The sequence below is a fragment of the Rossellomorea arthrocnemi genome (genome assembly GCF_904424705.1).
In the GTDB taxonomy this organism is placed as follows: domain Bacteria; phylum Bacillota; class Bacilli; order Bacillales; family Bacillaceae_B; genus Rossellomorea; species Rossellomorea arthrocnemi.
In genome coordinates this window covers 107,616-133,925 of record NZ_CAJGBF010000004.1, presented here as the reverse complement: position 1 = coordinate 133,925, position 26,310 = coordinate 107,616, and the positions used below count along the sequence as shown (strand labels likewise).

General features: G+C 41.3%; 20 protein-coding genes and 1 riboswitch. Of the genes, 4 read left to right on the top strand and 16 right to left on the bottom strand.

All coding sequences use genetic code 11. From position 1 onward, the window contains the following. Positions 1-19: 19 nt before the first annotated feature. From BAA9072_RS07990 to BAA9072_RS07975, 4 genes are all read right to left on the bottom strand, one after another. Positions 20-1,813 carry an IucA/IucC family protein gene (locus BAA9072_RS07990; protein ID WP_201714156.1) on the bottom strand — a complete coding sequence of 598 codons (1,794 nt, stop codon included), beginning with the start codon at positions 1,811-1,813 and terminating at the stop codon, positions 20-22. Next, complete coding sequence (locus BAA9072_RS07985; protein ID WP_201714155.1) at positions 1,800-3,338, bottom strand: pyridoxal phosphate-dependent decarboxylase family protein; 1,539 nt, start codon at positions 3,336-3,338, stop codon at positions 1,800-1,802. The genes BAA9072_RS07990 and BAA9072_RS07985 overlap by 14 nt, the downstream gene beginning before the upstream one ends. A 4-nt stretch (positions 3,339-3,342) precedes the next feature. After that, positions 3,343-4,692 (bottom strand): aspartate aminotransferase family protein, encoded by a 1,350-nt coding sequence (locus BAA9072_RS07980; RefSeq protein ID WP_201714315.1) that lies wholly within the window; start codon positions 4,690-4,692, stop codon positions 3,343-3,345. 553 nt (positions 4,693-5,245) lie between these two features. Then, complete coding sequence (locus BAA9072_RS07975) at positions 5,246-6,217, bottom strand: arginine deiminase family protein (protein ID WP_330999276.1); 972 nt, start codon at positions 6,215-6,217, stop codon at positions 5,246-5,248. A 99-nt stretch (positions 6,218-6,316) separates the two neighbouring features. Here BAA9072_RS07975 and BAA9072_RS07970 point away from each other — a divergent pair, with 99 nt between their 5' ends. Beyond that, complete coding sequence (locus BAA9072_RS07970; RefSeq protein WP_201714154.1) at positions 6,317-7,627, top strand: amino acid permease; 1,311 nt, start codon at positions 6,317-6,319, stop codon at positions 7,625-7,627. A gap of 4 nt (positions 7,628-7,631) precedes the next feature. Here the strand turns inward: BAA9072_RS07970 and BAA9072_RS07965 are convergent, their stop codons facing one another. Continuing rightward, positions 7,632-8,378 carry a YqcI/YcgG family protein gene (locus BAA9072_RS07965; protein WP_201714153.1) on the bottom strand — a complete coding sequence of 249 codons (747 nt, stop codon included), beginning with the start codon at positions 8,376-8,378 and terminating at the stop codon, positions 7,632-7,634. A gap of 64 nt (positions 8,379-8,442) precedes the next feature. Then, entirely contained in the window at positions 8,443-9,072 is a 630-nt protein-coding gene (locus BAA9072_RS07960) for a LysE family transporter (protein WP_201714152.1), read from the bottom strand. A gap of 144 nt (positions 9,073-9,216) precedes the next feature. Between BAA9072_RS07960 and BAA9072_RS07955 the strand changes: the two genes are divergently transcribed. Both BAA9072_RS07955 and BAA9072_RS07950 read left to right on the top strand, forming a co-directional pair. Then, positions 9,217-9,855: a spore coat protein gene (locus BAA9072_RS07955; RefSeq protein WP_201714151.1), complete on the top strand. Its 639-nt coding sequence runs from the start codon at positions 9,217-9,219 to the stop codon at positions 9,853-9,855. 119 nt (positions 9,856-9,974) lie between these two features. Then, complete coding sequence (locus BAA9072_RS07950) at positions 9,975-10,469, top strand: L,D-transpeptidase family protein (protein ID WP_201714150.1); 495 nt, start codon at positions 9,975-9,977, stop codon at positions 10,467-10,469. Positions 10,470-10,506: 37 nt separating this feature from the next. Here BAA9072_RS07950 and BAA9072_RS07945 read toward each other — a convergent pair whose 3' ends face one another. Together BAA9072_RS07945 and BAA9072_RS07940 are read right to left on the bottom strand one after the other, a co-directional pair. Next, entirely contained in the window at positions 10,507-11,703 is a 1,197-nt protein-coding gene (locus BAA9072_RS07945; protein WP_201714149.1) for an aspartate kinase, read from the bottom strand. 46 nt (positions 11,704-11,749) lie between these two features. Next, a complete protein-coding gene (locus tag BAA9072_RS07940; protein ID WP_230980795.1) occupies positions 11,750-13,000 on the bottom strand; it encodes a homoserine dehydrogenase in 1,251 nt (416 codons plus the stop codon). Between the two features lie 144 nt (positions 13,001-13,144). After that, positions 13,145-13,255: riboswitch (SAM riboswitch) on the bottom strand. Between the two features lie 258 nt (positions 13,256-13,513). Here BAA9072_RS07940 and BAA9072_RS07935 point away from each other — a divergent pair. After that, complete coding sequence (locus BAA9072_RS07935; RefSeq protein ID WP_201714148.1) at positions 13,514-14,899, top strand: DUF2254 domain-containing protein; 1,386 nt, start codon at positions 13,514-13,516, stop codon at positions 14,897-14,899. Positions 14,900-14,973: 74 nt separating this feature from the next. Here the strand turns inward: BAA9072_RS07935 and BAA9072_RS07930 are convergent, their stop codons facing one another. The 8 genes from BAA9072_RS07930 to BAA9072_RS24585 form a co-directional block, all read right to left on the bottom strand. After that, positions 14,974-15,234 carry a hypothetical protein gene (locus tag BAA9072_RS07930; RefSeq protein ID WP_201714147.1) on the bottom strand — a complete coding sequence of 87 codons (261 nt, stop codon included), beginning with the start codon at positions 15,232-15,234 and terminating at the stop codon, positions 14,974-14,976. A 26-nt stretch (positions 15,235-15,260) separates the two neighbouring features. Continuing rightward, entirely contained in the window at positions 15,261-16,490 is a 1,230-nt protein-coding gene (locus BAA9072_RS07925; RefSeq protein ID WP_201714146.1) for a helix-turn-helix transcriptional regulator, read from the bottom strand. 444 nt (positions 16,491-16,934) lie between these two features. Continuing rightward, a complete protein-coding gene (locus BAA9072_RS07920; RefSeq protein ID WP_230980794.1) occupies positions 16,935-17,330 on the bottom strand; it encodes a protease inhibitor I9 family protein in 396 nt (131 codons plus the stop codon). A gap of 217 nt (positions 17,331-17,547) precedes the next feature. Next, positions 17,548-18,258 carry a hypothetical protein gene (locus tag BAA9072_RS07915; protein ID WP_201714145.1) on the bottom strand — a complete coding sequence of 237 codons (711 nt, stop codon included), beginning with the start codon at positions 18,256-18,258 and terminating at the stop codon, positions 17,548-17,550. A gap of 19 nt (positions 18,259-18,277) precedes the next feature. After that, complete coding sequence (locus BAA9072_RS07910) at positions 18,278-18,820, bottom strand: signal peptidase I (protein ID WP_201714144.1); 543 nt, start codon at positions 18,818-18,820, stop codon at positions 18,278-18,280. Positions 18,821-19,310: 490 nt separating this feature from the next. Continuing rightward, positions 19,311-20,018 (bottom strand): spore cortex-lytic enzyme, encoded by a 708-nt coding sequence (gene sleB, locus BAA9072_RS07905; RefSeq protein ID WP_201714143.1) that lies wholly within the window; start codon positions 20,016-20,018, stop codon positions 19,311-19,313. A gap of 127 nt (positions 20,019-20,145) precedes the next feature. Continuing rightward, positions 20,146-21,384 carry a helix-turn-helix domain-containing protein gene (locus BAA9072_RS07900; protein WP_201714142.1) on the bottom strand — a complete coding sequence of 413 codons (1,239 nt, stop codon included), beginning with the start codon at positions 21,382-21,384 and terminating at the stop codon, positions 20,146-20,148. A gap of 133 nt (positions 21,385-21,517) precedes the next feature. Further along, positions 21,518-25,618, bottom strand: a complete 4,101-nt coding sequence (locus tag BAA9072_RS24585; protein ID WP_201714141.1) for a S8 family serine peptidase — start codon at positions 25,616-25,618, stop codon at positions 21,518-21,520. Positions 25,619-26,310: the final 692 nt, after the last annotated feature.

Here is a 26,310-nt window from a genome sequence, read left to right as displayed (position 1 = left end):
TTTATCAAACACTTCGAAGTCATAGGACATGATGGATTTCCACCTCTTTGGCAAGGGGATTCTTCACCATCGTATAGACTGATTGAGCTTCCATCGGACCGACCAATTCATCCATGTCATAAAAACGGGTCAATAGATTCCCTTTACACGGAAGGACCGGTTGATATAATAAACTGCTCAGTAAATTGGAATCTTCCCCCCACTGCTGTTCATGGTTCTCCAGACGTTCTTTTACAATATTCATAAGTCTATCTTCTTCTATGAGACCATTTGCCCCGAAACCATTGATCAGTCCAAATAAATGGTTAAAGAAGAAGTAATAGCGCAAACGCTCCTCTGCCACTTCATCTGAACAAATGGTATCACTTTCTTGATTTAAATCCGGCAAGAGTTCTTTGAGTTTTTCCACTTTCGATTCACTATAGTAGTAACCTTGGTTATCTCTGTAGTAGAAGGTTTCAGGATAGCCGTTTTTTAGTTGGACCACCGAGTTCTGCTGATGGGCTTCCAGGGCAATGCCGTATGTGTGGAACAACCAGATCATCGGATCCAGCGTCAGGGATAAGTATCGATCGAACCAATCCAGGCTCACTTCTTCCAGACTTCTATTCTCTCTTTGCGCTATCCCTTTAATGATGGAATGTATTCTGGCTTTTCCTCCATAAGCGTGGTCCTGACATAAAGCTGCGATCAAGCTGGTTCCGCGACTGTTTTCATAGAAAGGATTTTCCCTGATGACAAGCTCAAACCCTGAAACTTCTTCATTCAGGTCCAAGTTTAAATAGGCAGGGTCCTTGATGACCTTAAATCGTGGGAACTCTTTGTTAAGGCTTTTTCCCACTTCCGTTTCTAGTAATCTCGAAACCTCTACTCCCCTTGCCAGTTCCTTCTTTTGGTTGATGCGAAGAGAGTTTGTGATTTTGACAGGTACGGAGAATTTATACATGTATCGCGATTCTTTGCTATAGACCGTTCGAAATGATGACGTTGCCGTGAAACATTTCCCTAGCGGACCGATATATTCCAGTCTTCCTTCTGCCATCAGCTCTTGTACGTTCACTTTCTCCAATACTGTTTTCACTTGAAGAGGATGTACAGGAAGCAAGACACGTCCATTCTCTTCCTGCACCTGCTGTAGCCAGTTCTGATCAACACCGGAGTCGGCTTTTAATTGATCGAAAATGATGGAAGATGCGGCTTGGGTTGTACTTGAATCCTGTTCTACCAATGATGGATCTGCACTAAAGTAGTGAAGCTGAAATTCTCCTTTGTATTCAGGGGAATATGTACGATCCTCTTGATCGGTCAAGCCCTGCTTACTTTTTGGAGTCGGATGAAGCAGATGACCGAATAGGAGAGATTGCTCTGCATCAATATAATCAAACTCTTCATCCATGAGGGCATCATTGTCATGTAGCCGACTTTCAACATAGCTTTTTATACTGCGACAGCTCAGAATCACTCTTAGTAGAAGTTCATCTTCTGACCCATGTTGATGTTTATCCAGTAAGAACTCTTTCACAACAAGGGTTGTAAGAGTAATGTAGTCGAGTGGTTTCAATTCGCTTTCCCCTACCCGGTAATAAAGCGGGAAGCTGAATAGATGACGATCCGTAAGAGACCAATATTTCACTGGTATAATCAATTCAATCTGCTGCAGGACCAAATGAGAGACGATGACTTTCTCATACTGCCCAAGTGACAGATCATTGTCGCAGCGGCTCTCGTCAGTGTAGTTCCCTGTTTCTCTTAAATAGCAATTCAGAAAGCTTTGCATCGTTGCATGTTCAGCCATTTCCTTATAGTTTCTCAATGTATAACCCTCCATTTACTAATTCAGTGCCGATTTCTTCAATCTCGTGTAGAAGGGAATGAATATCTTCCGGCTTTGTTCTTGGATTTAATAACGTCAATTTCAAGAAGGTTTGACCTTTTATCACTGTTTTCGCGATAACCCCTTTCCCCTTATAAAGCAGGGTTTGTTGAATCGTCCGGTTCAAATGATTGAGATCAAGATTCTTTTCGTCCATCCTTTTTGGCTGATAGCGAAAGATGACTGTGTTGATTTCCGGCTCAGGGTTTTGAATCACAATGTCCTGTAATTCTTTCATATAAGAAGCTGTGTACCTGGCGAGCTTTAACGTTTCATCAATCATGTCGCCAAAAAGACCGGTCCCTACTGTCTTTAACGACAGATACAGTTTTAACGCATCGAATCTTCTCGTTGTTTGCACCGACTTATTTACCAGGTTCAAGATGCCCTCTTCATCGTCTTTGACGGGATTCAAATAATCAGCGTGATAAGAAAGATATCGGAAATTGACCTCATCTCTCACAAGAAACGCTCCGCAACTGATGGGCTGGTAGAATAACTTATGGAAATCCACCGTAATAGAATCGGCATCTGCCAACCCTTTTATTTTGTCCGCATGAGAATGACTAAGCATCAACCCACCGCCGTATGCGGCATCGATATGAAACCATAACCCCTGTTGACGTGCTATTTCTGCCAGTTCCTCCATTGGGTCTATACTTCCAAAGTCTGTAGTCCCACAGGTTGCAACAAGGGCAAAAGGCAATAGGTTCTCCTGATCAAGCTTCTGTAGTGTTTCAATCACTTCCCGAATGCTCATTCGATGATATTCATCGGTCTTAACTGTCACAACCGCTTGTTCTCCTAAACCAAGTTGGGAAGCAGCTTTCTTCACAGTAAAATGGGCTTCTTCTGAACATAGAATTCTTAATCGGTTAAAGCCTACGGGTAAACCTTCCCGTTGTACGTTATGATTCCATTTCGAATGACAGAAGGCATCGCGTGCTAACAGGAGTCCCATATAGTTGGACTGGGTTCCACCACTAGTAAAGACTCCGCCTGATGATGCAGGGAGACTTATTTTTTCCGTCAACCACTTAATCATTTCCGCTTCCACGTAGGTGGCCGCTGTACTCTGATCCCAGGAGTCCATCGATTGATTTAGCGCTGCGATGATCAGTTCTGCCGCCACCCCTGGAAGAAGGGGTGGGCAATGTAAATGGGCCATACTCTTTCGATGGGAAATGTGAAGACTGTTTTTCAATATCGGTTCATCAATTTCATCAAGAACGTCTTCAAAGGGTTTCCCTTCAGGAGTAAACGTCATGATCGGTTTGATTTCTTCTTTTATTGCATCGGGCATTTTCCCGATAAAAGGAGTCCCTGTACCTTCATATAGCATTTGCAGTTTCCTGCTTACTCCATTTATCAGTTCATTAAATGCACGGACTCCTTCTTCCCCTTGATGTAGAAAGAAGGAGTCCATATTCTGGTTGGTTTCTCTTTCGATTGTATTTATTTTCATGATTTCACTCCGTAAGAGAGGCTGCTAAAGCATCTCTGAATATCGTCACCACCTCATCCACTTGCTCTTTTGTGATGATCAATGGCGGAAGGAAACGGACCACCGCCCCATGCCTTCCCCCTACCTCAAGGATTAAACCCCGTTTGAAGCATTCACGTTGGATCCCGCTTGCAACACCCGGATTAGCCGGCTGACTTCCGCTCGCTGAATGGGGTTTAGTGGGATCAATGATTTCCACACCTACCATCAGTCCTCTTCCTCTTACATCCCCTATCACAGGAAATTCTTGTTGAATCTCTTTTAATGAAAGAAGAAGTCTCTCTCCCATTTCCCCGGCATGGGCAACCAAGTGATTTTCCTTAATGAACTTTAATGTTGCAGTCCCTGCTGCCATGGCCATTTGATTTCCTCTGAAGGTGCCGATATGTGCCCCGGGTTCCCATGCATCCAGATCACGGTCGTATATCACGACGGATAAGGGAAGACTTCCACCGATTGCTTTTGAAAGGACAAACACATCGGGTACAATTCCTGCATGCTCAAAGGAAAATAGTTCTCCAGTGCGTCCGATCCCCGTCTGTACTTCATCGATGATGAGCGGGATTCCCCGCTCCTCAGTGATTCTTCTCATTTCCCGGATCCACTCGATCGCTGCAGGTATGGAACCGCCTTCTCCTTGAACCGTTTCAAAAATCATGGCAGCAGGCGGCAAGATTCCACTCTCCGGATCATCAAGGAGATTCTCGATGTATTGACTGCTGATGCGGTGACTTTCCTCTCCGCCTATCCCAAATGGGCAGCGATACGAATATGGGTAAGGTAAGAAGTGAGTATCAGGTATCAGTCCTTGCACGTTCTTTTTTGGACCCAGGTTTCCACTGATCGACATCGTTCCATGAGTAGCACCGTGGTATCCGCCTTGAAACGTAAGAATACTTTGTCTCCCCGTTGCCGTCTTCACTAATTTCAACGCTGCTTCTATCGCATCGCCGCCTGTCGGTCCACAAAATTGGATCTTCGCACGATCACGAAACCCTTCCGGGAGAGAAGAGAATAATTCATTTACAAATTCCTCTTTCACCGGTGTCGTAATATCTAACGTATGTAATGGTCGTTTATCACGGATCACTTGCTCCATGGCCTCAATGACCACCGGATGATTGTGTCCCAGCGCTAATGTTCCCGCTCCCGCTAAGCAATCCAAGTACTTGTTCCCTTCCATGTCCGTTACGTAAATACCCTCAGCTTCACTGATAGCGAGTGGAATTCTTCTCGGATAGGACCTCGCATTAGACTCCCGTCTCTCTTGTTGGTCCAATAGTTCTCTATTTGAAATTGCATTTTGTATCGTCATCATCAAATCTTCCTTTCATGATTGATTGGCTTTTGCTTCAACGTCATCTTAATTGATAATGATTATCAATGTCAATAGTAGTTGATAACTATTCTCAATTATTTTTAACCATTACTAGACAATTTGTATGAGTACCTACATTCAGATAGTCGTCCCCGTAACTTTGTAAAATGAAAGCTTTCAATTTTTGCATCTGTTAAAGCGAGTAGTGGTTGATTTTCGTTCCAGGTGTTCGCTTTCCGCGGGGCGTGAGTTGAGCCTCCTCGGGCTATGCCCTGCGGGGTCTCAACTTTCCCGCAACTCCCGCAGGAGTCGAGCACCTTCCACTCCAATCAACTTACTAAGCATGAATTTCTAATAATCAATAAGCACCAAAAAGGTGTCTTTGAGAAAATATCCATAAAATTTAAAATATGATTATATAGTCTCGTTTCTAAAACCAGGAAAATAGTGGTGAAAATTCATTTTAAATGAGAACTCACTTTACCCCTGATTGATTGCATTAAAAAACCGGAGAATTAGTCTCCGGTTTTTCTTTCCATTCCAATGATGGTCATCCTCTTTCAAATGGAAGTGTCATACACCTTATCCCTCCTCCACCTTTTTCAAGTTCATTCACATCGACTTCTATTAAGTTCTTCCCTTTTAATTTCGGATGATCCTTCACTATCTTTTTATTGGCTTTTGTGCTGACCAACAGGGTCTCCGGATCCAGGTTCAGAAAATTGATATCAGCCACAGTGTGTTTGATATCATCAGTCCAAAAAACATCAAACCCCTGATGGTTGATAAACTCCTCCATCATTACATACCGTCCTCTTTTTTCAGAGATGACTTGTACAGGGAAGAGTCTCATATAACTTTTGGCAATGAGGAGATCTGCTCCTGCTACATTGCAGTTCATGTCTAAATGCATGGTTTCCCCTGTTCGAGGCAGGTCAATGATACCGATTTCCGAAAAGCCTGCTTGAAAGATTCTCTGCTTCAGTTCTTCAACACTTTCTATGCTGGATCTCATTCCCGAATTAATGAAGACGGCATCCTTATTCAATACGAATACATCTCCATTTTCCAAAGCCTTCAATCCATTATTATCCTCAATCGAAAACGTCTTCTTATCGAACCAGCTTTGAAACAATTCATGACTATGAACATATTCCGGTGCTCTCATCGTAGTACCGGAATCACCCGGAATCACTTTATTCCCATATACACAGGCAAGATCTCTTACGAAAACACGGTTGATCAGCTGGTGATTCAACTCCCTCGCCTCGTCGGTAAGGTATTGGGAGTAATCAATCACCTTTACACCGGCGGTCTCCATTGCTCTAATCATTTCTTCGTGGTTCTCCTTCGCTTTTTCCTGATTAACCGGCTTCTCCCAACCTACGTAATCCGCCGTTCTTTGATCAGGAACATCCACTGAAGAAGGCGAACATACCATGACCGTCTTTAATTCGCCATGTTCATTCCAACAATTCGCATTGATCTTTATCATCAGACTGCCTCCTTGATCATCATCCACCTTACTTTCTCCTTTCCGTGGGAAATCATTCCGCGTTCACTCACATAATTCATGAAGTGGAACCGCACACTATGAAGGATAAAGGTCAGGTGAATTGGTATGAGCAAATGTACAAATCAGACAAATCTATCTTGGTGGCAGCTCTCTTTCATAGGTGTGGGATGCATCATTGGAACCGGGTATTTCCTCGGCTCTGCCATACCGATTCAAAAAGCAGGTTCATCGGTTCTCATTGCTTACCTGGTTGCTGGTATCGGAACATGGATGGTGTTTCAGGCACTGGCTAAACTAACGGCAAATCACCCGGAAAAAGGCTCATTCCGGACATATGCAAAACAAGCCTACGGATCCTGGGCAGGGTTCAGTAACGGATGGGTGTACTGGTCTGCAGAGATGTTGATCATGGGGAGCCAATTAACCGCTCTCGCCCTCTTCGCCCAATTTTGGTTTCCCCAAATCCCGCTTTGGATATTTACGGCCGGATTTGCCTGTCTGGGTTTAGTGATCATCCTGATGGGGGTCCAGAAAGTGGAGCAAATGGAGAATGTGTTTGGAGTGATGAAAGCGGCAGCCATCGTTATGTTCATCATTATTGCCGGAGCCGCCATGTTTGGGTGGCTTGGGGATGGGGCTTCGGAACGGGTTCTTCAAGCTCCTATAAGAGAAGTACTCCCACATGATGGGAAAGGCTTATGGCTCGCCCTTCTATTTGCCTTCTATGGGTTCGGGGGAATTGAAGTGATGGGGTTGATGGCGCAAGAACTGAAAGACCCGAAAGAAGCTCCTAAATCAGGGAACATCATGCTTATGATTTTGACAATTCTCTATATTCTTTCCTTTTATCTCGTTTTAAAGCTGGTATCGGTGAGCTGGATCAGTCCAAATGAAAGTCCATTTCTGACAGCTCTTAACCAATACAACATTCCCTGGGTACCACACGTATTTAATTCCATTTTGATCATTGCAGGTTTTTCTACCATGGTCGCTTCTTTATACGCCGTTACGACTATGCTTGTAGCACTGGCCGAAGAAGGAGATGCTCCCCGAATTTTCGCCAAAAAGGGGAAAAGGAAAGTCCCGCTGCCCGCTTTTGGATTGACCACATTGGTTGTTGTATTTTCCATCGCCATTGCCATGTTACTTCCGGATAAACTCTTTGAGTATGTAACAACCGCTGCAGGACTGATGCTTCTGTATACCTGGATTTTCATTCTGGCTTCCTTTCACAAGCTTATAAGCAAATCAGCCTTGGATTTGACTCAATCCATCATTGCCCTGCTTCTTATTCTGTTCGCAATCAGCGGTACTCTTCTCGATCAAGTGAGCCGTGTCGGGTTCTTTGTCAGTCTCATATTCATCCTGTTCATTGCAGGGGCTGCGTTCATAAAAGAAAAAAGAGTTAAAGTCTGATACTTTAACTCTTAATTTTGTTATGCATATGTGAAAAGGGGCATTTGTTCATGGAAGAATCATCGTCGCTGAGATAATACTGCTTCCACTCATAGTTATCTTCCTGTCCATACCATTTCAGGCTGGGATGGGGCTCAATTTCATCATACTCAACGAGCCGCTTCCGGATGACTTTTTTTAGTTTCTGACCAAATGCCGTCGAAGAATTGATTTCATCAAAAACCCATCTTGGCTGGAAAGCTAATAAAAAATAAGGAAAGTAACGGCTCTTTCGGACACTATGGGAAGGTGTCGCACAGAATGCAAAATATGGTTCACCATCAAAACAAAACTCCCATGTGTGATCGTGGGGATCCGTTGCGATATCATCCGGCCAAGACATATCATCCGACCTGTGTACACGATTTAACAAATTCCAGAATATTGTTTGATACGATTCCACGGAATGATCGTATCCTGTCATTTCGCCGGTATTAAAAAACACAACAAGAGATGCGTATTTCCCTGTCCCCCTTGAAATACACCCGTATTGTTTTAATAAAGAAACCAGTTTTTCCGATGCCGCATCCTTTCTGGGATCTTCTGCAAAGCCGAAACGCAATGTATCTTCCTGAAAGCCTTGTTTACCTGGTACGCATGGATACGGATGCTCTTCATCACACATCAATGCCGAGAATTGAGTAAAAGCTGTTTGCTGCCAGGGAGTAAGTTCTTCCAAATGTTGATCGATCCAACTTCTTGTATATAACATGAAAACGATTCCTCCTAAAGATTACACACCTATCCTATTAGGAGGACGCCCATTGGGTGTCTGTCTAGCCAAACAATAAACGGCAGGCTTCTATCCCGAAATAAATGCCAAATCCCATCAGAACCATACCGGAAACGATGGAAATAATACAGAGGATAAGGGGACTCAAAAGCTTCCTTGCACCCGTCGCAACACCGGCCATCGTCAAATCCCAAAGGGTGATGCCGAGAAATATCCCCATGCTATACAAAAAAAGCTGCCCCATTTCGTAAGAACTGGACGTTTGAGCGAGGATCGAACCATAAATCCCAAGCCAGAATAATATACTCAAAGGATTCGAGATTGCCATTAAGAAGCCCGTACGGAACGCTTTCCCTTTCGTTTCATCTGGACTTTGATGAGAGGATGAAACGGTAGACCCAGCCTTTTGAATGCTGTCAATCCCTGTATAGGTTAAAACAAAAAAACCAAAGATCCATAAAAATAATTTAATGACCGGCGTGTCGATGAATTGGGCAATCCCGAAATATATGAGGAGCATAAAGATCCCGTCCGCCGCCATCCCCCCAACTCCAACCAGCCACGCATGGAAGAATCCGAAGCGGATACCCTTGTCCAGCTGGGCAGCATTGATCGGCCCCATGGGTGCAGAAAGAGATAGGCCTAAAACGATATAACTAATAAATGTACTCATGATCGACCACCTTCGAAAGAACTTCTCCCTATTGTATTCGGACATGCCAAGAAGTATTAGGCCTATCCCCTTGAGTCATACATATTTTTATTTTAATGAGGTTACTCTAATCATCGAAACCATTATCTACGAGGAGGAATATGTATGCAAAACCAAGGTCAACCAAATATGATGCCACAATCCGGGGCTCAAATGCCACCGAATATGATGAATACTCAAAGTAAAGATCACGGTGGTCATGAGTTATTCGATGCCCATGAAATCATCGCAGGGATCATCAGCATGCTGGACCAATATCAAATGTACGATCAACACATTCAGGATCCGGAGTTAAAAGATATTGTAAAGCGTCAATCTGCATTTGTGACGACTATGTATAATACAATCGTTGGAAGTTTCTCCACCGGGCATGACCCAGTAGTCCCAACTCAGCAATACAAAATGAAACAAAACCATACGACCACTTACGGTATAAAACCTGGTGCACCCAAAAAACCGAATCAATCTGTTAATGAGCTTTCAGATAAAGGCTTGTCTGCCTATATGCTCGGCCAAACGAAATCTCTTTCCACACTTCTTGCCATGACGGCTCTCGAGATGACGAACCCCGTGTTGCGCAGGGTGGTTGCAGACAGTGTACCGAATTTCATTGAAATGAGTTATGAAGTTTTCCTTTATCAAAATAAACACGGTTATTATCAGGTTCCCCAGTTGAATGAACAGGATATGACCCTCATGCTGCAAAGTTATACGACTGTCCTGCAGCAGAACCTTCCACAATAATATCTGTAGCCGCGCCTGCACCTTCATTGATGCAGGCTTTTTTATATCGTAAGCTTTTCGAACCACTTTTCCCCTTGCACATAGAATGAAAAGAAAGTGTAATTGGGAGGTGTGGTTCATTGATTCACACAGTAAAGACAGGCGAGACCCTTGGCCAGATATCAAGGGATTACAGAACTCCTCTGCCTGCCATCATCAGCGCTAATCCCGGTATCGATCCGGATCAACTATACCCGGGACAAACGGTCAACATTCCGGGCATTCCCGATACTGCCGGAAATCCCTATCGAATTCAAGTGTCTGTTAACAACCGTACTCTCCAATTATTCAAAGATGGGGTCCAAGTAAAGCAATACCCCATTGCAGTGGGCAGGGTACTTTTCGAAACGCCTATCGGAGAATTCATCGTCATTAACAAAGCACCGAATCCAGGTGGACCCTTTGGAACGATGTGGATGAGTTTATCCAAAGAAAGCTATGGGATCCACGGCACCAATAACCCGAGTTCCATAGGAAAAGCCGTATCCAGAGGATGTATACGAATGAACAACCAAGATGTAGAAGAATTGGCGGGGATCATTCCAATCGGTACACCTGTCTTAATCAGTCCATAAACGAAAAAAAGCGTATAGGGCACTATACGCTTTCCTCTTACAGAATCGCTCGTTTAGATTCTACATAATCCAATCCAAAGTGCATATGAAGAATTCTCGCGGCCTTTAGAACGTCAGAGCGATCGACAATGGCGCTCAGGCCCACTGACGATTCCCACACTGACACCTTGCTGATATGATAATCATGAAAAACATTGGTTACCTTTTCTTTTACTTCTCCTGAAGAATGGATACTTCCAATCACACATACCTTCGATAAATCATCCCTTATTTCTACATGAGAGTATGCCTGATTATACTGGCTCACGATTTTTTTCACTGCTGGAGCATCGTGGTCTTTAATGATCAAGGTAAGCTCCTGTCGATGCTTAATTCTCTCTGTTTCAATATGGTGAGAATCAAGATCATAGAGGATCAAGGATTCCCCGCCATCACATCCATGAATTGTCAGGACGGAGATATCTTCCTGGAAGGCTACGCCTACTATGGCCTCATTCCTTTCAACCTTATCGCTTATAAGGGTCCCCCGCCCCTCCCTTAAACTTGAGCGGACGATTATGGGTACATTGTGTTCCCTGGCATGTTTAATCGCTCTTGGATGCAGGACATTGGCTCCCATCGTTGAAAATCTGAGCATATCATTATAAGATAATCCCTCGATTTTGGCAGCCCGTGGGACCATTCTCGGATCTGAGGTATACACCCCATCCACATCTGTATAAATGTCACATCGTTCCGCGTTCAGGGCTGAAGCCAGTGCAGCAGCCGAAGTATCTGACCCCCCTCTGCCTAAAGTAGTAAGTTCACCTTCATCGGTGACCCCTTGAAAGCCGGCCACAACGACGATACGTCCGTTGGATAACTCCTCTTTTACCCTTCCCGTATCAATGGAAGTGATCTTGGCATTTCCAAATACTGCATCGGTTTGGATCCCCGCCTGCCGACCTGTCAGGGACACTGCTTCCAATCCCTTATTCCTGAGAGCCATCGTGAGAAGGGAAATCGTGACCTGCTCTCCCGTTGCCAAGAGCATATCCATCTCTCTTTTACTAGGTACATCAGAAAGTTCTTCTGCCAGTTTCACAAGGGTATCCGTCGTATTGGCCATCGCCGACACGACCACCACAACATCATTTCCCTTTTCTTTTTCCTTCACGATATAACCTGCCACCCGTTTCATCCGATCTGTAGAACCTACAGAGGTTCCACCAAATTTCTGTACTATGATACTCAAGTGATCCCCTACTTTCTATCAGATCTATATGCTCCTGCTAATGCCGTCAGGAAACAGCAACGCCTTCTTTCACTTCATTTTCAAGAGGAATTTCGTTTAAAATCGATACAGCCTGAATATGTTCATGTGATTGAAGGAGGGATCTAAGGTCCTCTTTTCTTCCTTCAACAAACACATACAGGTCACCGCCAAGCTGAATACGGTCCTTTAACGTAAACAGCGTGAGCCAGCTTTGATATTCTTCATTTTCACGAATTCTCAATACCCATTGCCGGCGGCTATCTTCTTGTACATCCTCACGATTCACCGTGCTTTCAGGAGAAATCGTATATTTCCCTTGAATAAGCGATAGAAAGTCCTCCACCATGGCACTTCCCGTCGGACATTTACCTGCTCCGGGGCCGAGCAATGTGATTCGCCCCACAAGACTTCCTTTTAGTGAAATCGCATTTTCCACATTCTCCACCCCGTAAAATGGATGGGTATCGTGGACGAGGATCGGTTCTACTTCTCCCTTGATGTCATTGGATCCGTCACGTTCCAAAGAACCTACATGCTTAAATCGCAGCCGGAAGGACTCGGCTGCCTGCAGCCATTCTGAAGTAAGATGAGAAATCCCCTTCCTTCTGATATCCTTCCAGTCAGGCTGCCTTCCAAAGGCAGTCTGACTCAAAATCAGCAGCTTATAAAATGCATCATATCCTTCAATGTCGTTCGTCGGATCTGCTTCGGCATACCCCTTTTCTTGAGACTCCTGTAGAGCGGTTGCAAAGGAGAGTTCCCGCGTCCTCATTTGGGATAAAATGAAGTTGGATGTCCCATTTAATATACCTTGAATACTTTGAATTTCATTTACCTTCAGAAGCTGACGGATGGTTCCAATTACCGGAATCCCACCTGCTGTAGTGGCTTCGAAACCAACAGATACCCGATTTTTTGAAGCCTTCTCCAAAAGGTCGGGACCGTATTTCGCAAACATGGCTTTATTGGCCGTAATGATATGGATCCCCTTTTTGATCGCTTTCGATAAATACGTATAACTCGGTTCTTCGCCTACTATAGCTTCAAAAATCACATGAAGGTCGGGGATGTCGAGAATGTCCTTATATTCTGTCGTGACCCTAATAGACGGATCAATCTCCCTTTGTTTAGCCGGATCCTTGATGAGGATGGCCTTTATCTTCACCTCTTTACCGAGTACTTCCTTCAATCTGTCCTGATGAGTATCAATGGCTTCACAGACCCCTTGACCAACTGTTCCAAAGCCCAGAAGCGCTACATTTATCGTTGACATCATTCATCCTCCTTCTATCGGGTTTATACGTAAGGTTGATCATTCCTGCCTGAAGATCCACGGGGCGTATCGGGTAAGTGGTGGAAAGAAGAGGGTATAAAGAAAAGCCCTCTTCTTTAAGAAGAGGGCTAATTAGTCATGCTCCTCCCCTTATCTTCCAGATCCAAATGGAATCTGTAGGAATTGGCACCTTTACAGTCTGATCCTGTAGGTTGCCGGGCTTCATCGGGCCTATCCCTCCGCCGCTCTTGATAAGAGATATAACGTTTCATTTTTTACCTGCAATTTGAGTATGAATTGGATTATATAGGGGATTCATCCCTTCGTCAATACCATTTTTGTTATTTTTAAAAAATTCTTTCTAATAAAAATACTGAACCATTTCCGATAGGTTTACTTGAGAAAATTCTTTAAAAAACACTGCTTCTATCAATCTTTTTAATGGAGGACGTTTTAACCCTGATAGAGAGGGAAAACTAACTCATATCCATTTACTAGAAAGGAACCGTATCCATCATGTTGAAAAAGTTGCTTCCATTTTCCATACGAAAATATATGCTCATGTCAAAACGTCAGCGTATGCACGAAATCCGCCTGACCATCTGGTATATGCCTTTTTTGTACATATGTGTTTCTTTAATACTGGTAGCCATCACACTTTATTTTGATCTCTACCTTGAAATATCACAGTTTACTCCTGATTTAATAAGTATGGACGCCTCAGTCACCCGAATATTGGTGAGTACACTCATCGGCGGCGTTCTCACACTCAGCGCCTTCACGCTCAACTCCCTGCTCGTCGTATTGACGATGTTCAGTGGACAATTTTCACCAAGGATGCTGTTGGATTTCATCTCGGACAAACAAACGCAGCACGCCCTTGGGATTTTCAACGGCAGTTTTGTTTATGTCCTTCTCTTGTTCCTGTTTATCGGAAATTCTAAGAAAGAGATGTTTGTTGCTGCACCTGTCATGACAATTTTATTGGCGTTCCTTTCAGCCCTCACCTTTATTTTTTTCATTAACCACGCATCAACGTGGATGCAGGTTCATAATATCACGTACAACATGAAGCGGGTATCTGAAGTAATGATCAACCAAACACTTAGACAAGACTTGGAAACTCACCGAACAACAGAGCATGGCGACACGATGGATCAGTTTAAACATACTATCATTCATGTGAGTGCCAGAAACTCCGGGTACGTTCAACTAATCGACTTTCAAGGAATGATTCAACGGGCAAAGGCTGAGAATCTCGTCATCCAGATTCATTACAAAGTGGGGGACTACATTTTAGCCGGTAATGAAATTGTAAGCATTTGGGGACCTGACACAAAGGATATTGCAACAAATGATTACCTCGACTTCATTGAAATGGGGCATAAAGAAACAGAAATTCAAGACTTGCAGATGGGGATTCATAAGCTGGCCGAAGTGGCCATTAAATCACTCGGGAATGATGATCCTAAAACCGCCTCCAATACAATTGATCAGATGGCTGATCTAATGCTGACAATAGAGGATCATTTATCCTTCACGCCTTACTTAATCGATGAGGAAGGGAGGATCCGGGTCATCCTCCAATCTGAACCGTTTGATTATTATCTGTATCGCGGATTTGGCTACATTCGCCATTATGCAAAAGACAATCATCTTGTTATCACGGACATTGTGCGGGCACTCGCTCTTATTGCAGAATCCATTCAACCATCCAAACATAAAGATCTTTGGGACTTCGCCTGCAATACGATAGATCATATAGAAAGAGAAGTCATCTATGAATTGGATAAGACCTTCCTCCTGCAAGAAGTCCATAAGCTGGCACGGTTCACCAAAAAACTTGAGGAGTATAAGAAAATCGAAAGTAAATTCTATCCATCCGCCAATGAAAACACGTAAAACATACTAACATGAGTAGCACAAACCAAGGCCATGGTTTGTGCTACTCATGTTAGTATGTTTTTTTCTATAAATTATATCCAAGTTTCAACAATAGTGGAATCTTCTCCTTTTGCTTTCGGTACTAAGGAGAAACGTCCGGGAATTTCATTTCTGATCGTTTCTAATGATGGCCTCATTAAAATAGTATGGGTAGGTTGATTCAAATCGAATAGCCTAGCTACAAACATACCCTGATAATCTCTCGGACTGGAATAGATACAGATGATTGGCATTTTATAATCACTGAATGACACCTCATCAAATGAGGAAATCAGACGATCCGGGTTTTCCATCTAACCGCTCCTTTACTGGTTATTGATTAATTCAAAACACACTCTTTTCCCTTTACCTCTTTCCCATCCATTTGATTATGGGTGTAGAGCTTTTGAATGTAATAGTTGCACTGAGGGTATTGCCCTTCTTCCTTTAATAGAGGTATGATGACATGATCCATATATTGATAGTACGCTCCCTCTCCCTCTTTGACCCTGATTTCAAGTAGTGTAAAGAAAGCATTCAAAACCGAATTTCCCCTATCTCCCACCAATGTTTTTCCGATTTCTACTAAACTTGCATATTTTTCATTATTTGCAGAATCGTCTACATTCATGGAACAGTCAATATACCCAAATAGGCTTTTTACATACATTTCTTTATCGGCCTCATGCTTTAATAATCCATATGCTACTTGAAAAGCATCTCTTGCCTTTCTATCGTTCATTACGTCTCGATATAAATTTCCTAAGTTCAGAAGAAGAATGGCTTTTCTTCTATGATCATGCAGATTATCACAATGTTGGATCAACTCGTCATACTTTTCTACCAATGATACTAGATTCCATTCTTCTCTTCTGGCTTCCGCTGCCAACTGAATCGTAGCAGCGTCTATACACCTTGTAAAATTAAACGTTTCCTTGAAATAGTTCAGAGCCAGCTGACTATTAGTGAAGGACTTGTCATGCTGCCCCAGGTCGTGATAGGCAACTGACATATGGTAGTAAGATTCAGGGTTGGAATAAATATCACGATCTATTTTCTCCAGGGACACTATTGCTTTTTGGGGATTTCCTATCTCTAACTCATACATGCCTCTTATATGGTAGTATAACTGAAAGTCATAATCGAACATATGAAAGGACAGACGTTTGTTAGAAAACTGATTCAAATAAAATGCAGCTTTTTTCATATCACCTTTCATAATAAAGTATCTCGCTATCAAGAGCTTATAGGTGCCATTCAGAGTTTCTATCTTGATTAATGGATTTTGTTCAATCGTCTCTTTCAATAACTCGACCTTTCCATTTACCTGTTTGATCATGACATCGTGCCATAATTCCAAATCTAATCGACATTTTTTAAACGCCTTTAACTCTTTTTCAACGTTAATTCCTAACCGTTGATTGAACAACTCGATTTTATCTTTTGTAATCTGTAGATGTCCGCTTTCAATCTTACTGATATGGCCAGGTGTACAAATCCCATCACCTACCTGTTTCTGGGTCATCCCCTTAAAGATTCGATAATATTTAATAAATGTCCCAATGTGCATGATACAACCTCCAGGATGATGTAGATTAGTTGGTTCATTTCATCCAAACAACCGTTCCAACGCTTTATATTTTTTATATTGATATAAGTTCTACACCTATTATACTAATAATTGATCATGAGAAAATTGGGGTTTTCAAGGGTGTCCTAACCATTTGTTACAGAACTATTTACCTAGTTCCTTCATATCAAATCTATAACATTTCCACTCCACGAAGTACTTTTCAATCAAATATACATGTTATTTCTTAATTTAATTGAAATTTTTTCAATTAATTAGCAATATAAAGAAATCGGATGTAGTTCTTAATACTCAATCTATTTTCCCGATTTCTCTTACATTTTTATACTATCTTCCAAAAATGATTGAGCCTATGTAAAATGACTAAAAAAGCTAGCTTCCACACATCTCTTATACATGGAGGGGTGGAGGCTAGCTTTATATTTACATTTGATCTGAAGGCTGGATAGGGGGATCCAGTTGGACTTCCTCATTTGGATAGATCCTGGAAATAACAGAGGATCCCATAAATCTCTTGATTTCGGATGCAGGCAATTCCATGGAAACTCCATTAAAGGCTGTCTTATACCTATGTTTGATGCGATAATCCACTTTATTATCATCCAGAAAGGTATGAAGTTCTTGTTCGAAAGCCTGATGACTTTGTTCAACGTGTTCTTTGGCTTTGTCCAAGGTCATATCCATACCTTGAGCTTCAGCTTCTAAAACGGCTATTTTGGCAGGTTTTGTCTTAAATTCAACAATAACGGAAATAACCTTCTCACTTGAAAGATTAATCGATGGATCCACTTTGACTGGCGAATTCATTGTCTCTTTCACCGCCTCCTCCTTGTTTTGATAGGCATTCTCCCCTGTGTTCTCCTGACATCCTCCCATGTACATTATGAAGAGTAGACAAAGGACACTCCAGTAGCACTTCTTCATCACCTTTCAATCTCCTTTATTTAAGAGTAAAAAAAAGACAATCTATCAGGATTGTCTCCCATCGATTGTCTTTTCAAACGTTATTCACGAAGTATTTATTTTTAGGGATACCTTAGTTTTTTGCTCCATCATCCATCTGCTTGGCTGTTACATTCAAATTTGATGTATAGGAAACTCCTTGATATTCATTGCCAGCCTTTTCGTCCAGTTTAATTGCGAAAGAAAGATCAATATATTGGTCATCATTCAATTGCCAGAATTCATGCTTCTCTCCTTCTTTAGAACCATCCCCAAGTACCATCTTGGTTTTCCCGCTCATACCTTTAGCCGCAGGTTGAACTTCTTCCTCTACAAATCCAACAACCATTTCAACCCCTGGAGCGATCGCTTTGGACACAGATTTCACTTCATTGGTTGTCCCATTGAATAACTCATCTAAGTAGATTCTTGATTCTTCCAGGATGTCATCTGTCATTTCTTGTCCTTCAGAGAACTTATAAGCAATATAACCTACTTTATAAGCATCTAAAGGAACATCTGCACTTAAAGACTGGTTATAGGTAGCTTTAAGGTAAGCATCCATATCACCTGTGTTTTCAATCTTTAACCATTCACCGTACTTTAATTGGGAAGGTGCAAACCCAGTAGCTTCGACGATCTTTGTATCCATATCTTGACCATTGTTGATTTCAAGTGTACCGTTCGTAATCTCTCCTGCGGCATTCGTCTCGGATGTGAACCAAGAATATGTACCAAAGCTCCCTGACACAACGATTGCACCAACTAAAGCGCTTCCCAAAAAGGCATTCTTCAACTTAAACATGTCAATCCCCCATTGTTATTTATGATTTGGTAAACTCCTCTTCCTTCTTCTTCTGTTTGATTCTTTCATAAACCGTTAAACACACATACCCCGCTAATGGAACTATGATGAATAGTAAGAAACCCATCGGGCCCTTCGTATACTGAGAAAGGAAACCAAGGTTGGGAATGTGAAAAAGTTCCTTTCCTACGATTTCATTTGGAGTGGTGACATCTTCATCTTCCGTATTATTGTTATCACCTTGTGTATAGAAGTGCTTTTCTCCAGCTTCCTCAACAATCGAAGTGATTCTGTGAGTAATCAGGTTACCCTCCTGGTTGTAAAAGGAGATAATATCTCCCTCTTTAAGATCTTCTGCATCCATCTCTCGGGTGATGATCACGTCGCCAGCCTCAAAGGTGGGAACCATACTATTCGACAATACAGTCAGCGGCTTGTACCCAAATAAGGATAGCGGTTTACTGTTGCTCAGGCTTATGAAGATGGAAACGATGATCATCATGATGAGTAAAAAGATTGTGATTGATATTACTCTTTTTGCAATTGTTCCAATCTTCTCCATTTCTCACCCTCTATTCTCGTTGTATTATGTTTCATTTTGCCCGAAGTAAAGAAGTTTTCTTCTAATCAGAATTTCATTAAGATTCTGATTTCTAATTATATTATTACACAGCTCGCAGGCATGGGGTATTGGGGTTTCCAGGAGCAGAGACTCATTAGCGCATAGGTACTATTACTCAATTAATCAATAGCATTATACTTGAATCATTCTACATTCTCATAAGAAGTATCTTGATGCATGACAGAATGACCGGTCTATTATCACTATATCAACTACCCAAATTTTCCGGTTGGAAGCATTTTTTGTACCTATTCTGTTGATATAGTCCAATGAATAGAATTATGAACTTAATGAGAGTTTGATGATGCTGTTTTTAGAGGAGTTAGTAGAGGCTTGCTTTTTGAGATAAAAAAAACCAAGGTACACTTTTCCCGTACTCTTGGTCTAAAAACGATATTTTCCATTACAAATGTCCTTTTCAAATTTGATTCTATTTGCAAAATATATGTCTTCCGATTTGCTTAATTTGGGGACGACTCCAGATCCAGCTGCTTGTTGCCGTGTCAGGGTTGAAATAATAGATGGCTCCTTCACTGGGGTCCCAACCATTAATAGCATCCAGCACTGCTTTTTTCGCTGTTTCATTGGGTGTCAAATTAATTTGCCCATCAGCCACTGCAGTAAATGCCCCAGGCTCGTAGATCACTCCAGCTATGGTGTTGGGAAATGAGGTGCTCTGCACCCGGTTTATGATTACTGCAGCGACAGCCACTTGACCGGTGTAGGGCTCTCCTCTTGATTCTCCGTATACGGCATTAGCCATTAATTGTATTTCATTTTGTGAGTAGCCATTCGGAACATTTGTACTGCCTCCTGATGAACCTGACTTATTATAAACAGTGGCTTTGACCAGTTTTTCTTTAGTCTTGGGCCCAACCACACCATCTATGGGCATTCCGAATTCTTTCTGGAATATCCGTACCGCCCAATATGTATTATATCCAAATACACCATCTACTTCGCTTGTGTAGAATCCAATGTACTTTAACCTCGATTGTAATTCAATAACATCTTCTCCTGTTGCTCCTCTTTGAAGAATTTGAGTAGAAAATGCACTTACTTCTTCTTGTTGGCCACTCCCGATCAAGACTAAAAGAGAGATGGCGAAGATGTTTATCAGTATCTTGAATTTTGACATAAAGACCTCCATAGAAAGATATGTATTCCATAATGTCTACTTTAGAGGGTTATATTATGTATATACTTAAAGGATTACTCCTTATTAACCATGGGAAATTTAGCTTCAACTCCAAAGTAAATATCATTTAACCATTTTGAACCAATCTACTCGCATACTGGAGAGCTTTTTCTTGATTTCCCAGGTCTAAATAATACTGATACATGGTTTTTTCATATGTTTCTAATTGTTGATGTTTTCCTTTTTCCTCAAGCATAGGAATGATTTTTTCTTCAATAAATTGATAATATTGCTTTTTCTTATTCTCATGTAATAAATGAAGCATTTTGAAGAATAGATAGCTGCTTTGGTCGTGGATCTCCTTTGCGATTTGACTTCCTTTTTCTATTAACTTCTCGAGTTGCCCTTCGTTTTGGTTTCCTTCAATATGCAAACAGCAATAAACGTACCCAATCAGATTATTAAGATAAATAGGCGTGTGTTTATTTTTGTTCAATAATGATAATGTCTTCTCATAGTATTTTTTTGCATGATCATTGTCTCCTGCATAGGAGTGTTCATACGCCAAATTGCTTAATAATGCCGCCTTTTTAGAGGGTTCATTGAGAATATCACATTGTGCTATTAATCGATTATATCGATCAACGAGATCTTTAAAATTCCAAAGTTCGTTTCTTCCTTCGCTTATCAACTTGATCGTTTCTGCATCAATGACTTTTTTAAAATTATTTGTTTTCCTGAAATAATCCAGGGCAAGTTCACTATAGTAATAAGCCTTCACTTTAAAATGAAGGTTATGATAGGCAATGGCGATTTGATAGAAGAATTCATGATTTAAATATTCTTTTTCATTGATTTTAAGCAGGTGCTCCAGCGCTTGCCTGAAATCCCCTTTCAGTACTTCTGTCATTCCCAAAAGGTGATGAAGCAAGTGAATTTCATATGTGTTTAACTCTTTTCGATGTTTTTTCATTTTATCCAGAAGATTTTCTGCTTGGGTTATGTTTCCTTGCATAAGATAGTATCTTGATTGCAATAAGAAATACTTATTTTTTACAGATTGGATAAGAAATAGTGAATTCTCTTCTACCTCATTCTTCAATCTCTCAATTTCACTTTTTTGCTGTAGCACCATACTATCAAGCCATTGATCAAGCAAGCGTTCATATTGCTGAAGCGATTGCAATTCTTCTTCAAGGTCAATCCCCAGTTTCTTACTGAGCAAATGTGTGATTTCAGGGGAATATTGGGTGGTTCCACGTTCAATTTTGCTAATATGTGTAACTGAGCATATCCCTTTTCCCAGTTCTTCTTGTGTTAGCTTTTTTTTCTCTCTATAAAATTTTATAAGAATCCCTGAACCCATCGTTACCACTCCCACTGATTTTATTTATTATGATTCATTGAAATAATAGGGTATTTTTGCTAATTAAGAAGGGTAGTCCTTTAATGGACTACCCTTTGGTAAGATGAATACCAAGATGTTGTAAAAAAAACTGTTAAGGATTAATTTTCAATTCAGCTTTTATCGTGTCGATCGTTTTGCCATTCACTTCAGATTGAGGATCTGGTGTATCCAGAACAAAATCGTTTTCTGATAAGTAATACTTTTCAAGAAGTGTAAAGTCTTGTTCATCCGTCGTACCATCAAAGTTTATATCCGTATTTCGATAGTCTGTTCCCCAATGCTCTTGGAGTAGAAGTGCATCATGGATATCAATGGCATTATCTTTATTGATATCACCCGGCTTTGATACAGCTGTCCTATAAGAAATCCATTCTCCGATATCGATACCATTCTCGTTGCGGCCAACCTCAAGGGGGGTATATGTCGTATAGTGTCCCGGAATATCGATGACCATAGTATATTTCTTCTTTGTTATTGGGAGTTTATCGAAATAAATGACTCCATTTGGTTCTAATCTCGCTGGATAAATGGTCCCTTTCGTATCTTTTAATTGAACAGTTGCTCCCACAGTCGAGTAATCTCTACTGTGATCTATTCCACCTTTGTCAGTAAGCAGTCCTTCTGCACCTAAATATCCTGCATCCACTTTTGAAAACGCTGGATAAATAGGGTGAAGTCCGATCTTCGTTTGTATTCTGGGACCTTGATTCACCTGCATTGTAGAGTTACTGAACAGGGGAGAATAAACATTTATGAACTCATCTGCACTCGTATCTGCTACAACTTCAAATAACACTACATCTCCAGAGACTCCTTCGTCAGGAATAGTAATATCAATGATCGTCTTGGTAGTTCCCGGTGTAGTCGTAGTCTCTACTAATTTTGAACCTTCTGGCATATCAGCCCCTAATTGGAAATCAACAATATCATCAAAGTATTTATTTTGATAATAGAAGGTCATAGATAAATGCCGGGCTTTTTTTAAATTTTTTGCATAGAAGGTATACTTAATTTTGTCACCCATTTGATACGACTCTTTATCTGGTTGTGCATAGACAAATTGTGATCCTTCGTTCACATAATAAACAACCTTTGGAATTGCCGTATTTCCTGCATAATCAGCTCCCAGATATTGCATTTCTCTTATGGAGGTTGTTCCAACATTTAATTCTTTTGAAAACTTCCCATTTTCATCCACTTCAAGTTGAAAATTTGCTCCAGTTTGACCATACCATATGTTGCTATTTGCCGGAGTTAGGGACATACCTGCTTTTTGGGTTTCACTCATTTCAGGATCTACCAAGGTACCCGATAATGTTACTGTATCTTGGCCTTCTGGCAGTTCTACAATTGGAAGTTCTCCTGTCGGTAGTGCATTTGTCTCATCAAAGGTAATCTTCGGCGCGGCATTATCAAGGCTAATAGTCGACGTTTTAGCAAACTGTTTCCCATCTTTCGTCGTACCGATCATTTTGACTTCATATATGCCATCTTCTGCCCTTATTTTTGTATAGCTGATCGGTTTTTTCTCATCTCCAGTAAATGGAAAATAGTAACCTGCAAATCCATCATCAATGAAATAATCATAGTCAATTGCGGCTCCTGTTGCATTCACTCCAGTAATCCAGCCCAATTCTGCTTTCGTTTCAGGGTCAACCAATACCCAGTCCAGTCTTTCCATTGGCGAGTTTAATCTGAAATCAAGGTCGGTCGCCTTTCTGCTGTAAGGATTTTTCACACGGTTTGTCGAAATACTCGGTGTATAGACTTCAAAGTGGCCAATTCCTTCTTCCACTACCTTTGCTCCAAATGGAATACGGTAGATTTCTTCCGGATTTTTTTGACTCTTGAGCACAATATATCCTTCGTATGTCCCTTTTTGTGCTGATTTCGGAATCGTAAGGAATGCATTGAACCGTTCCTCTTTATTTTTCTTTACTTTAATCGAGTCGGGAACATTCAGCCTTACACCATTTTTCTCTGCATCCAGTGATCCTGATGCTTTCGCTCCGATATTATACTCAACGGAAATGTCATATTTATTGTTTTTATCACTATTATTTGTAATTGAGAGCTTCGTAGTTTTAGTGATGTGTTCATCCCCCATCGGTATGAAGCCGTAGCTTAGGGCACCAGTTTGTTCCGGGATGATGATTTCTTCTTCATTTTCAATATATGGCGTTTCATCCAGAACAGAAATCAATGTATCAGAGTGGATTGCCTGCATTGGATCTACTCTACCTGCACCCACTTCAAATACGCTATATTGATTTTTCAATGGATCGGCGGTATTCATTAACACAGATTTAATATCACTTGGAGTGTATTCGGGATGAGCCTGAAGTAACAGTGCCGCAATACCAGCCACTTGAGGTGAGGCCATTGATGTACCGGATAGTCGTTGGTAGGCATGGGAATAATCCGTAGTATCTTCTTTATTTTGAATATAAGCGGGAACGGTTGATAAAATATTGACTCCTGGTGCAGTCACCTCTGGCTTGATATCATATAACGTTCCTGACGGCCCCTTCGAACTAAAAGAAGCCAGTTCGTCTCCACTGATTTCTGCTTTCCCTACTTCACCAAGAGTGATCATAGGTGTACCTTCCTTAAATAGCTCTTTCACTTCTAATCCGGGATGAGTTGATAACGAAAAAACAGGGATATTGTCGTTACTTTCACCTAGATAATGAGGAATATGGCCTTCGTCTGGATTATTATTATAAATCACAACGCCTACAGCACCATTTTGTTTTGCATAGTTCATTTTTTCAATGAGAGCATATGTACCCCTGGCAACAAAGGCTACTTTCCCATTGACATCTACTCCGTTGTAATCAGCTGGTCCGCCTTCTCCCACTTCGACCATTTCAAAGCTTTGTCCTTGGAGCTTACTAAACTCATCCGTCCATTTGTTGGTCATTAATTGAAGGTTCCCGTCCAGCTCCTTGCCTGCTGCTGAGAACGTACCACCATACGATGTGACAAATGATGGAGCAGAACTTGCGCCCACTGTCAAAGCAAGTGCGGCAGCTCCAGGTGAACCTAATGTACTATTCCCAAGCTCCCCTGAGTTCCCTGCAGCCACGACTGCTGTTACACCACTTAAAACAGCATTATCCACCGCTAGGCTTGAAGCATCTAATGGATTGTTCGTTTGTGCTCCAAGTGATAGATTAATGACATCCATCCCGTCTGCGACAGCACGGTCGATTCCGGCAATAATGGCGCTGTTCGATCCACTTCCATAAGGTCCAAGGACACGATAGACGTTCAATTCTGCATCGGGAGCCACACCTATGACGTTATAATCAGAATCATTCTCAGCTTGGCCAACAATTGTCCCTGATACATGGGTTCCATGCTCTGTGTAGTATGTGCTGCCCTGGTTGACTTCCGGATATCCAGCAGCTGCTTCCCAGTCCTCATACGTTGTTTCCATGGGATCGTTATCATTATCAACAAAGTCATACCCGCCTTTATAGGCATCTCTTAAATCCGGGTGATGATAATCAATGCCTGTGTCAATAACTCCAACTTTTACACCTTTACCTGTAAACCCTTCTCTATGTAACTTGTCGATATTCATGAAGGGAATACTATCCACTTTGGTTGTTGAGCCTTCTTCCTCCGTTGTTTCAGGTGGTGGAGTCAGCTTAACTTCTAATTCACTGTATACTGCTTTTACAACGTCTGAGTCTAATAGATTTTCAACCTTATTGGCTGGTAAAGTGATCGCCACTCCATTGAACACATTCTTATAGGAGTGCTTAAGTTTGTAGTTGCCTTTTCCGGATTTTGTCTTTTTTACGACCTTCTCATCTAAGTCTTTTTTGAATTTTTCATGGGACTCTTCCACCTTTTTCTTTGCCTTTTCAAGGGAAACTTCTTCACCCATGAGGGACTTTTGAATTTGCTCTGTCTTTGCAGGTAGCTGTTCAAATTCGACAATAACGGTTACATCTTTTTCACTTTTCAAATCAATATTCCTCGATAATTGAAGTCCTCTCAACGATCGGTTGACCTCTAATTTATCAAGTGCTTCACGCTGTTCTTTCGAAAGATCCGCAAGTACGTTCATGGCATTAGATCCTGATTCTGCGTGTACAACTGGGTCAAAGCTAATTGGTCCCGTTGCTCCTAACAGAAGTCCCATGCTTAGAGCAACCATAGGAATTTTTCTTTTTTTCATCTTTTATCCCCCCTTGTCTAGATTACTTCTAATTATATTGTCGAATCTTCATGGTGTCATTTGGGGGAATTTAGTCTATTTTTCAAGTGAGAGTATTCCTTGTTTTACTATATAGTGAGCAGATTATTACCTAACATTAAATATTTTAAAGAGTATACTTCATTTATTTTTACGTTAATTAAACCTTTTTTACCGGTATCTTATAATTTGGCTCTTTTCTCAGATGTTTTAAGTAAAGAACTTGCCAAAGCTCCGCTAACTTGTGTGTATAGTGGATGGTGAGGAGACTGCCCGAGTAGGCTCCACTCACACCCCGCTGAAAGCGAGCACCAAAAGCGGCCCCCCCCCCTGAACTTTCTTTTAAAAGCAACAAAGTATGCGAAAACAGCTTTAATTATGAAGACGATTCACATAGAAATTCCATTAACCTATTACTCTCTTTATATTGGGTAATATACATTTACATTTGGGAAAAACCAGTCGATCAAATGAACTACACCATTTTTAAAATTTTCAGCTAAAACATAAAAATATACAAAATAATAAATCGAATTACCCAGAATCAAGTCACATTCGTTGCTCATCGTTCTCTAAATTTCCCCAATACATCCCCCATTATATTTATGAGATGATTTTTTTAATAGTAAGAAAATTCAATCGACTTACTAAATACCTATCAAGGAGGAGTATAT

Excerpts from the sequence above, each read along its gene's own strand:
- BAA9072_RS07985 (WP_201714155.1), bottom strand. The coding sequence starts at position 3,338 with ATGAAAATAAATACAATCGAAAGAGAAACCAACCAGAATATGGACTCC.
- BAA9072_RS07980 (WP_201714315.1), bottom strand. The coding sequence starts at position 4,692 with ATGACGATACAAAATGCAATTTCAAATAGAGAACTATTGGACCAACAA.
- BAA9072_RS07970 (WP_201714154.1), top strand. The coding sequence starts at position 6,317 with ATGAGCAAATGTACAAATCAGACAAATCTATCTTGGTGGCAGCTCTCT.
- BAA9072_RS07965 (WP_201714153.1), bottom strand. The coding sequence starts at position 8,378 with ATGTTATATACAAGAAGTTGGATCGATCAACATTTGGAAGAACTTACT.
- BAA9072_RS07960 (WP_201714152.1), bottom strand. The coding sequence starts at position 9,072 with ATGAGTACATTTATTAGTTATATCGTTTTAGGCCTATCTCTTTCTGCA.
- BAA9072_RS07955 (WP_201714151.1), top strand. The coding sequence starts at position 9,217 with ATGCAAAACCAAGGTCAACCAAATATGATGCCACAATCCGGGGCTCAA.
- BAA9072_RS07940 (WP_230980795.1), bottom strand. The coding sequence starts at position 13,000 with ATGATGTCAACGATAAATGTAGCGCTTCTGGGCTTTGGAACAGTTGGT.
- BAA9072_RS07935 (WP_201714148.1), top strand. The coding sequence starts at position 13,514 with ATGTTGAAAAAGTTGCTTCCATTTTCCATACGAAAATATATGCTCATG.
- BAA9072_RS07930 (WP_201714147.1), bottom strand. The coding sequence starts at position 15,234 with ATGGAAAACCCGGATCGTCTGATTTCCTCATTTGATGAGGTGTCATTC.
- BAA9072_RS07925 (WP_201714146.1), bottom strand. The coding sequence starts at position 16,490 with ATGCACATTGGGACATTTATTAAATATTATCGAATCTTTAAGGGGATG.
- BAA9072_RS07915 (WP_201714145.1), bottom strand. The coding sequence starts at position 18,258 with ATGTTTAAGTTGAAGAATGCCTTTTTGGGAAGCGCTTTAGTTGGTGCA.
- BAA9072_RS07910 (WP_201714144.1), bottom strand. The coding sequence starts at position 18,820 with ATGGAGAAGATTGGAACAATTGCAAAAAGAGTAATATCAATCACAATC.
- sleB (WP_201714143.1), bottom strand. The coding sequence starts at position 20,018 with ATGTCAAAATTCAAGATACTGATAAACATCTTCGCCATCTCTCTTTTA.
- BAA9072_RS07900 (WP_201714142.1), bottom strand. The coding sequence starts at position 21,384 with ATGGGTTCAGGGATTCTTATAAAATTTTATAGAGAGAAAAAAAAGCTA.
- BAA9072_RS24585 (WP_201714141.1), bottom strand. The coding sequence starts at position 25,618 with ATGAAAAAAAGAAAAATTCCTATGGTTGCTCTAAGCATGGGACTTCTG.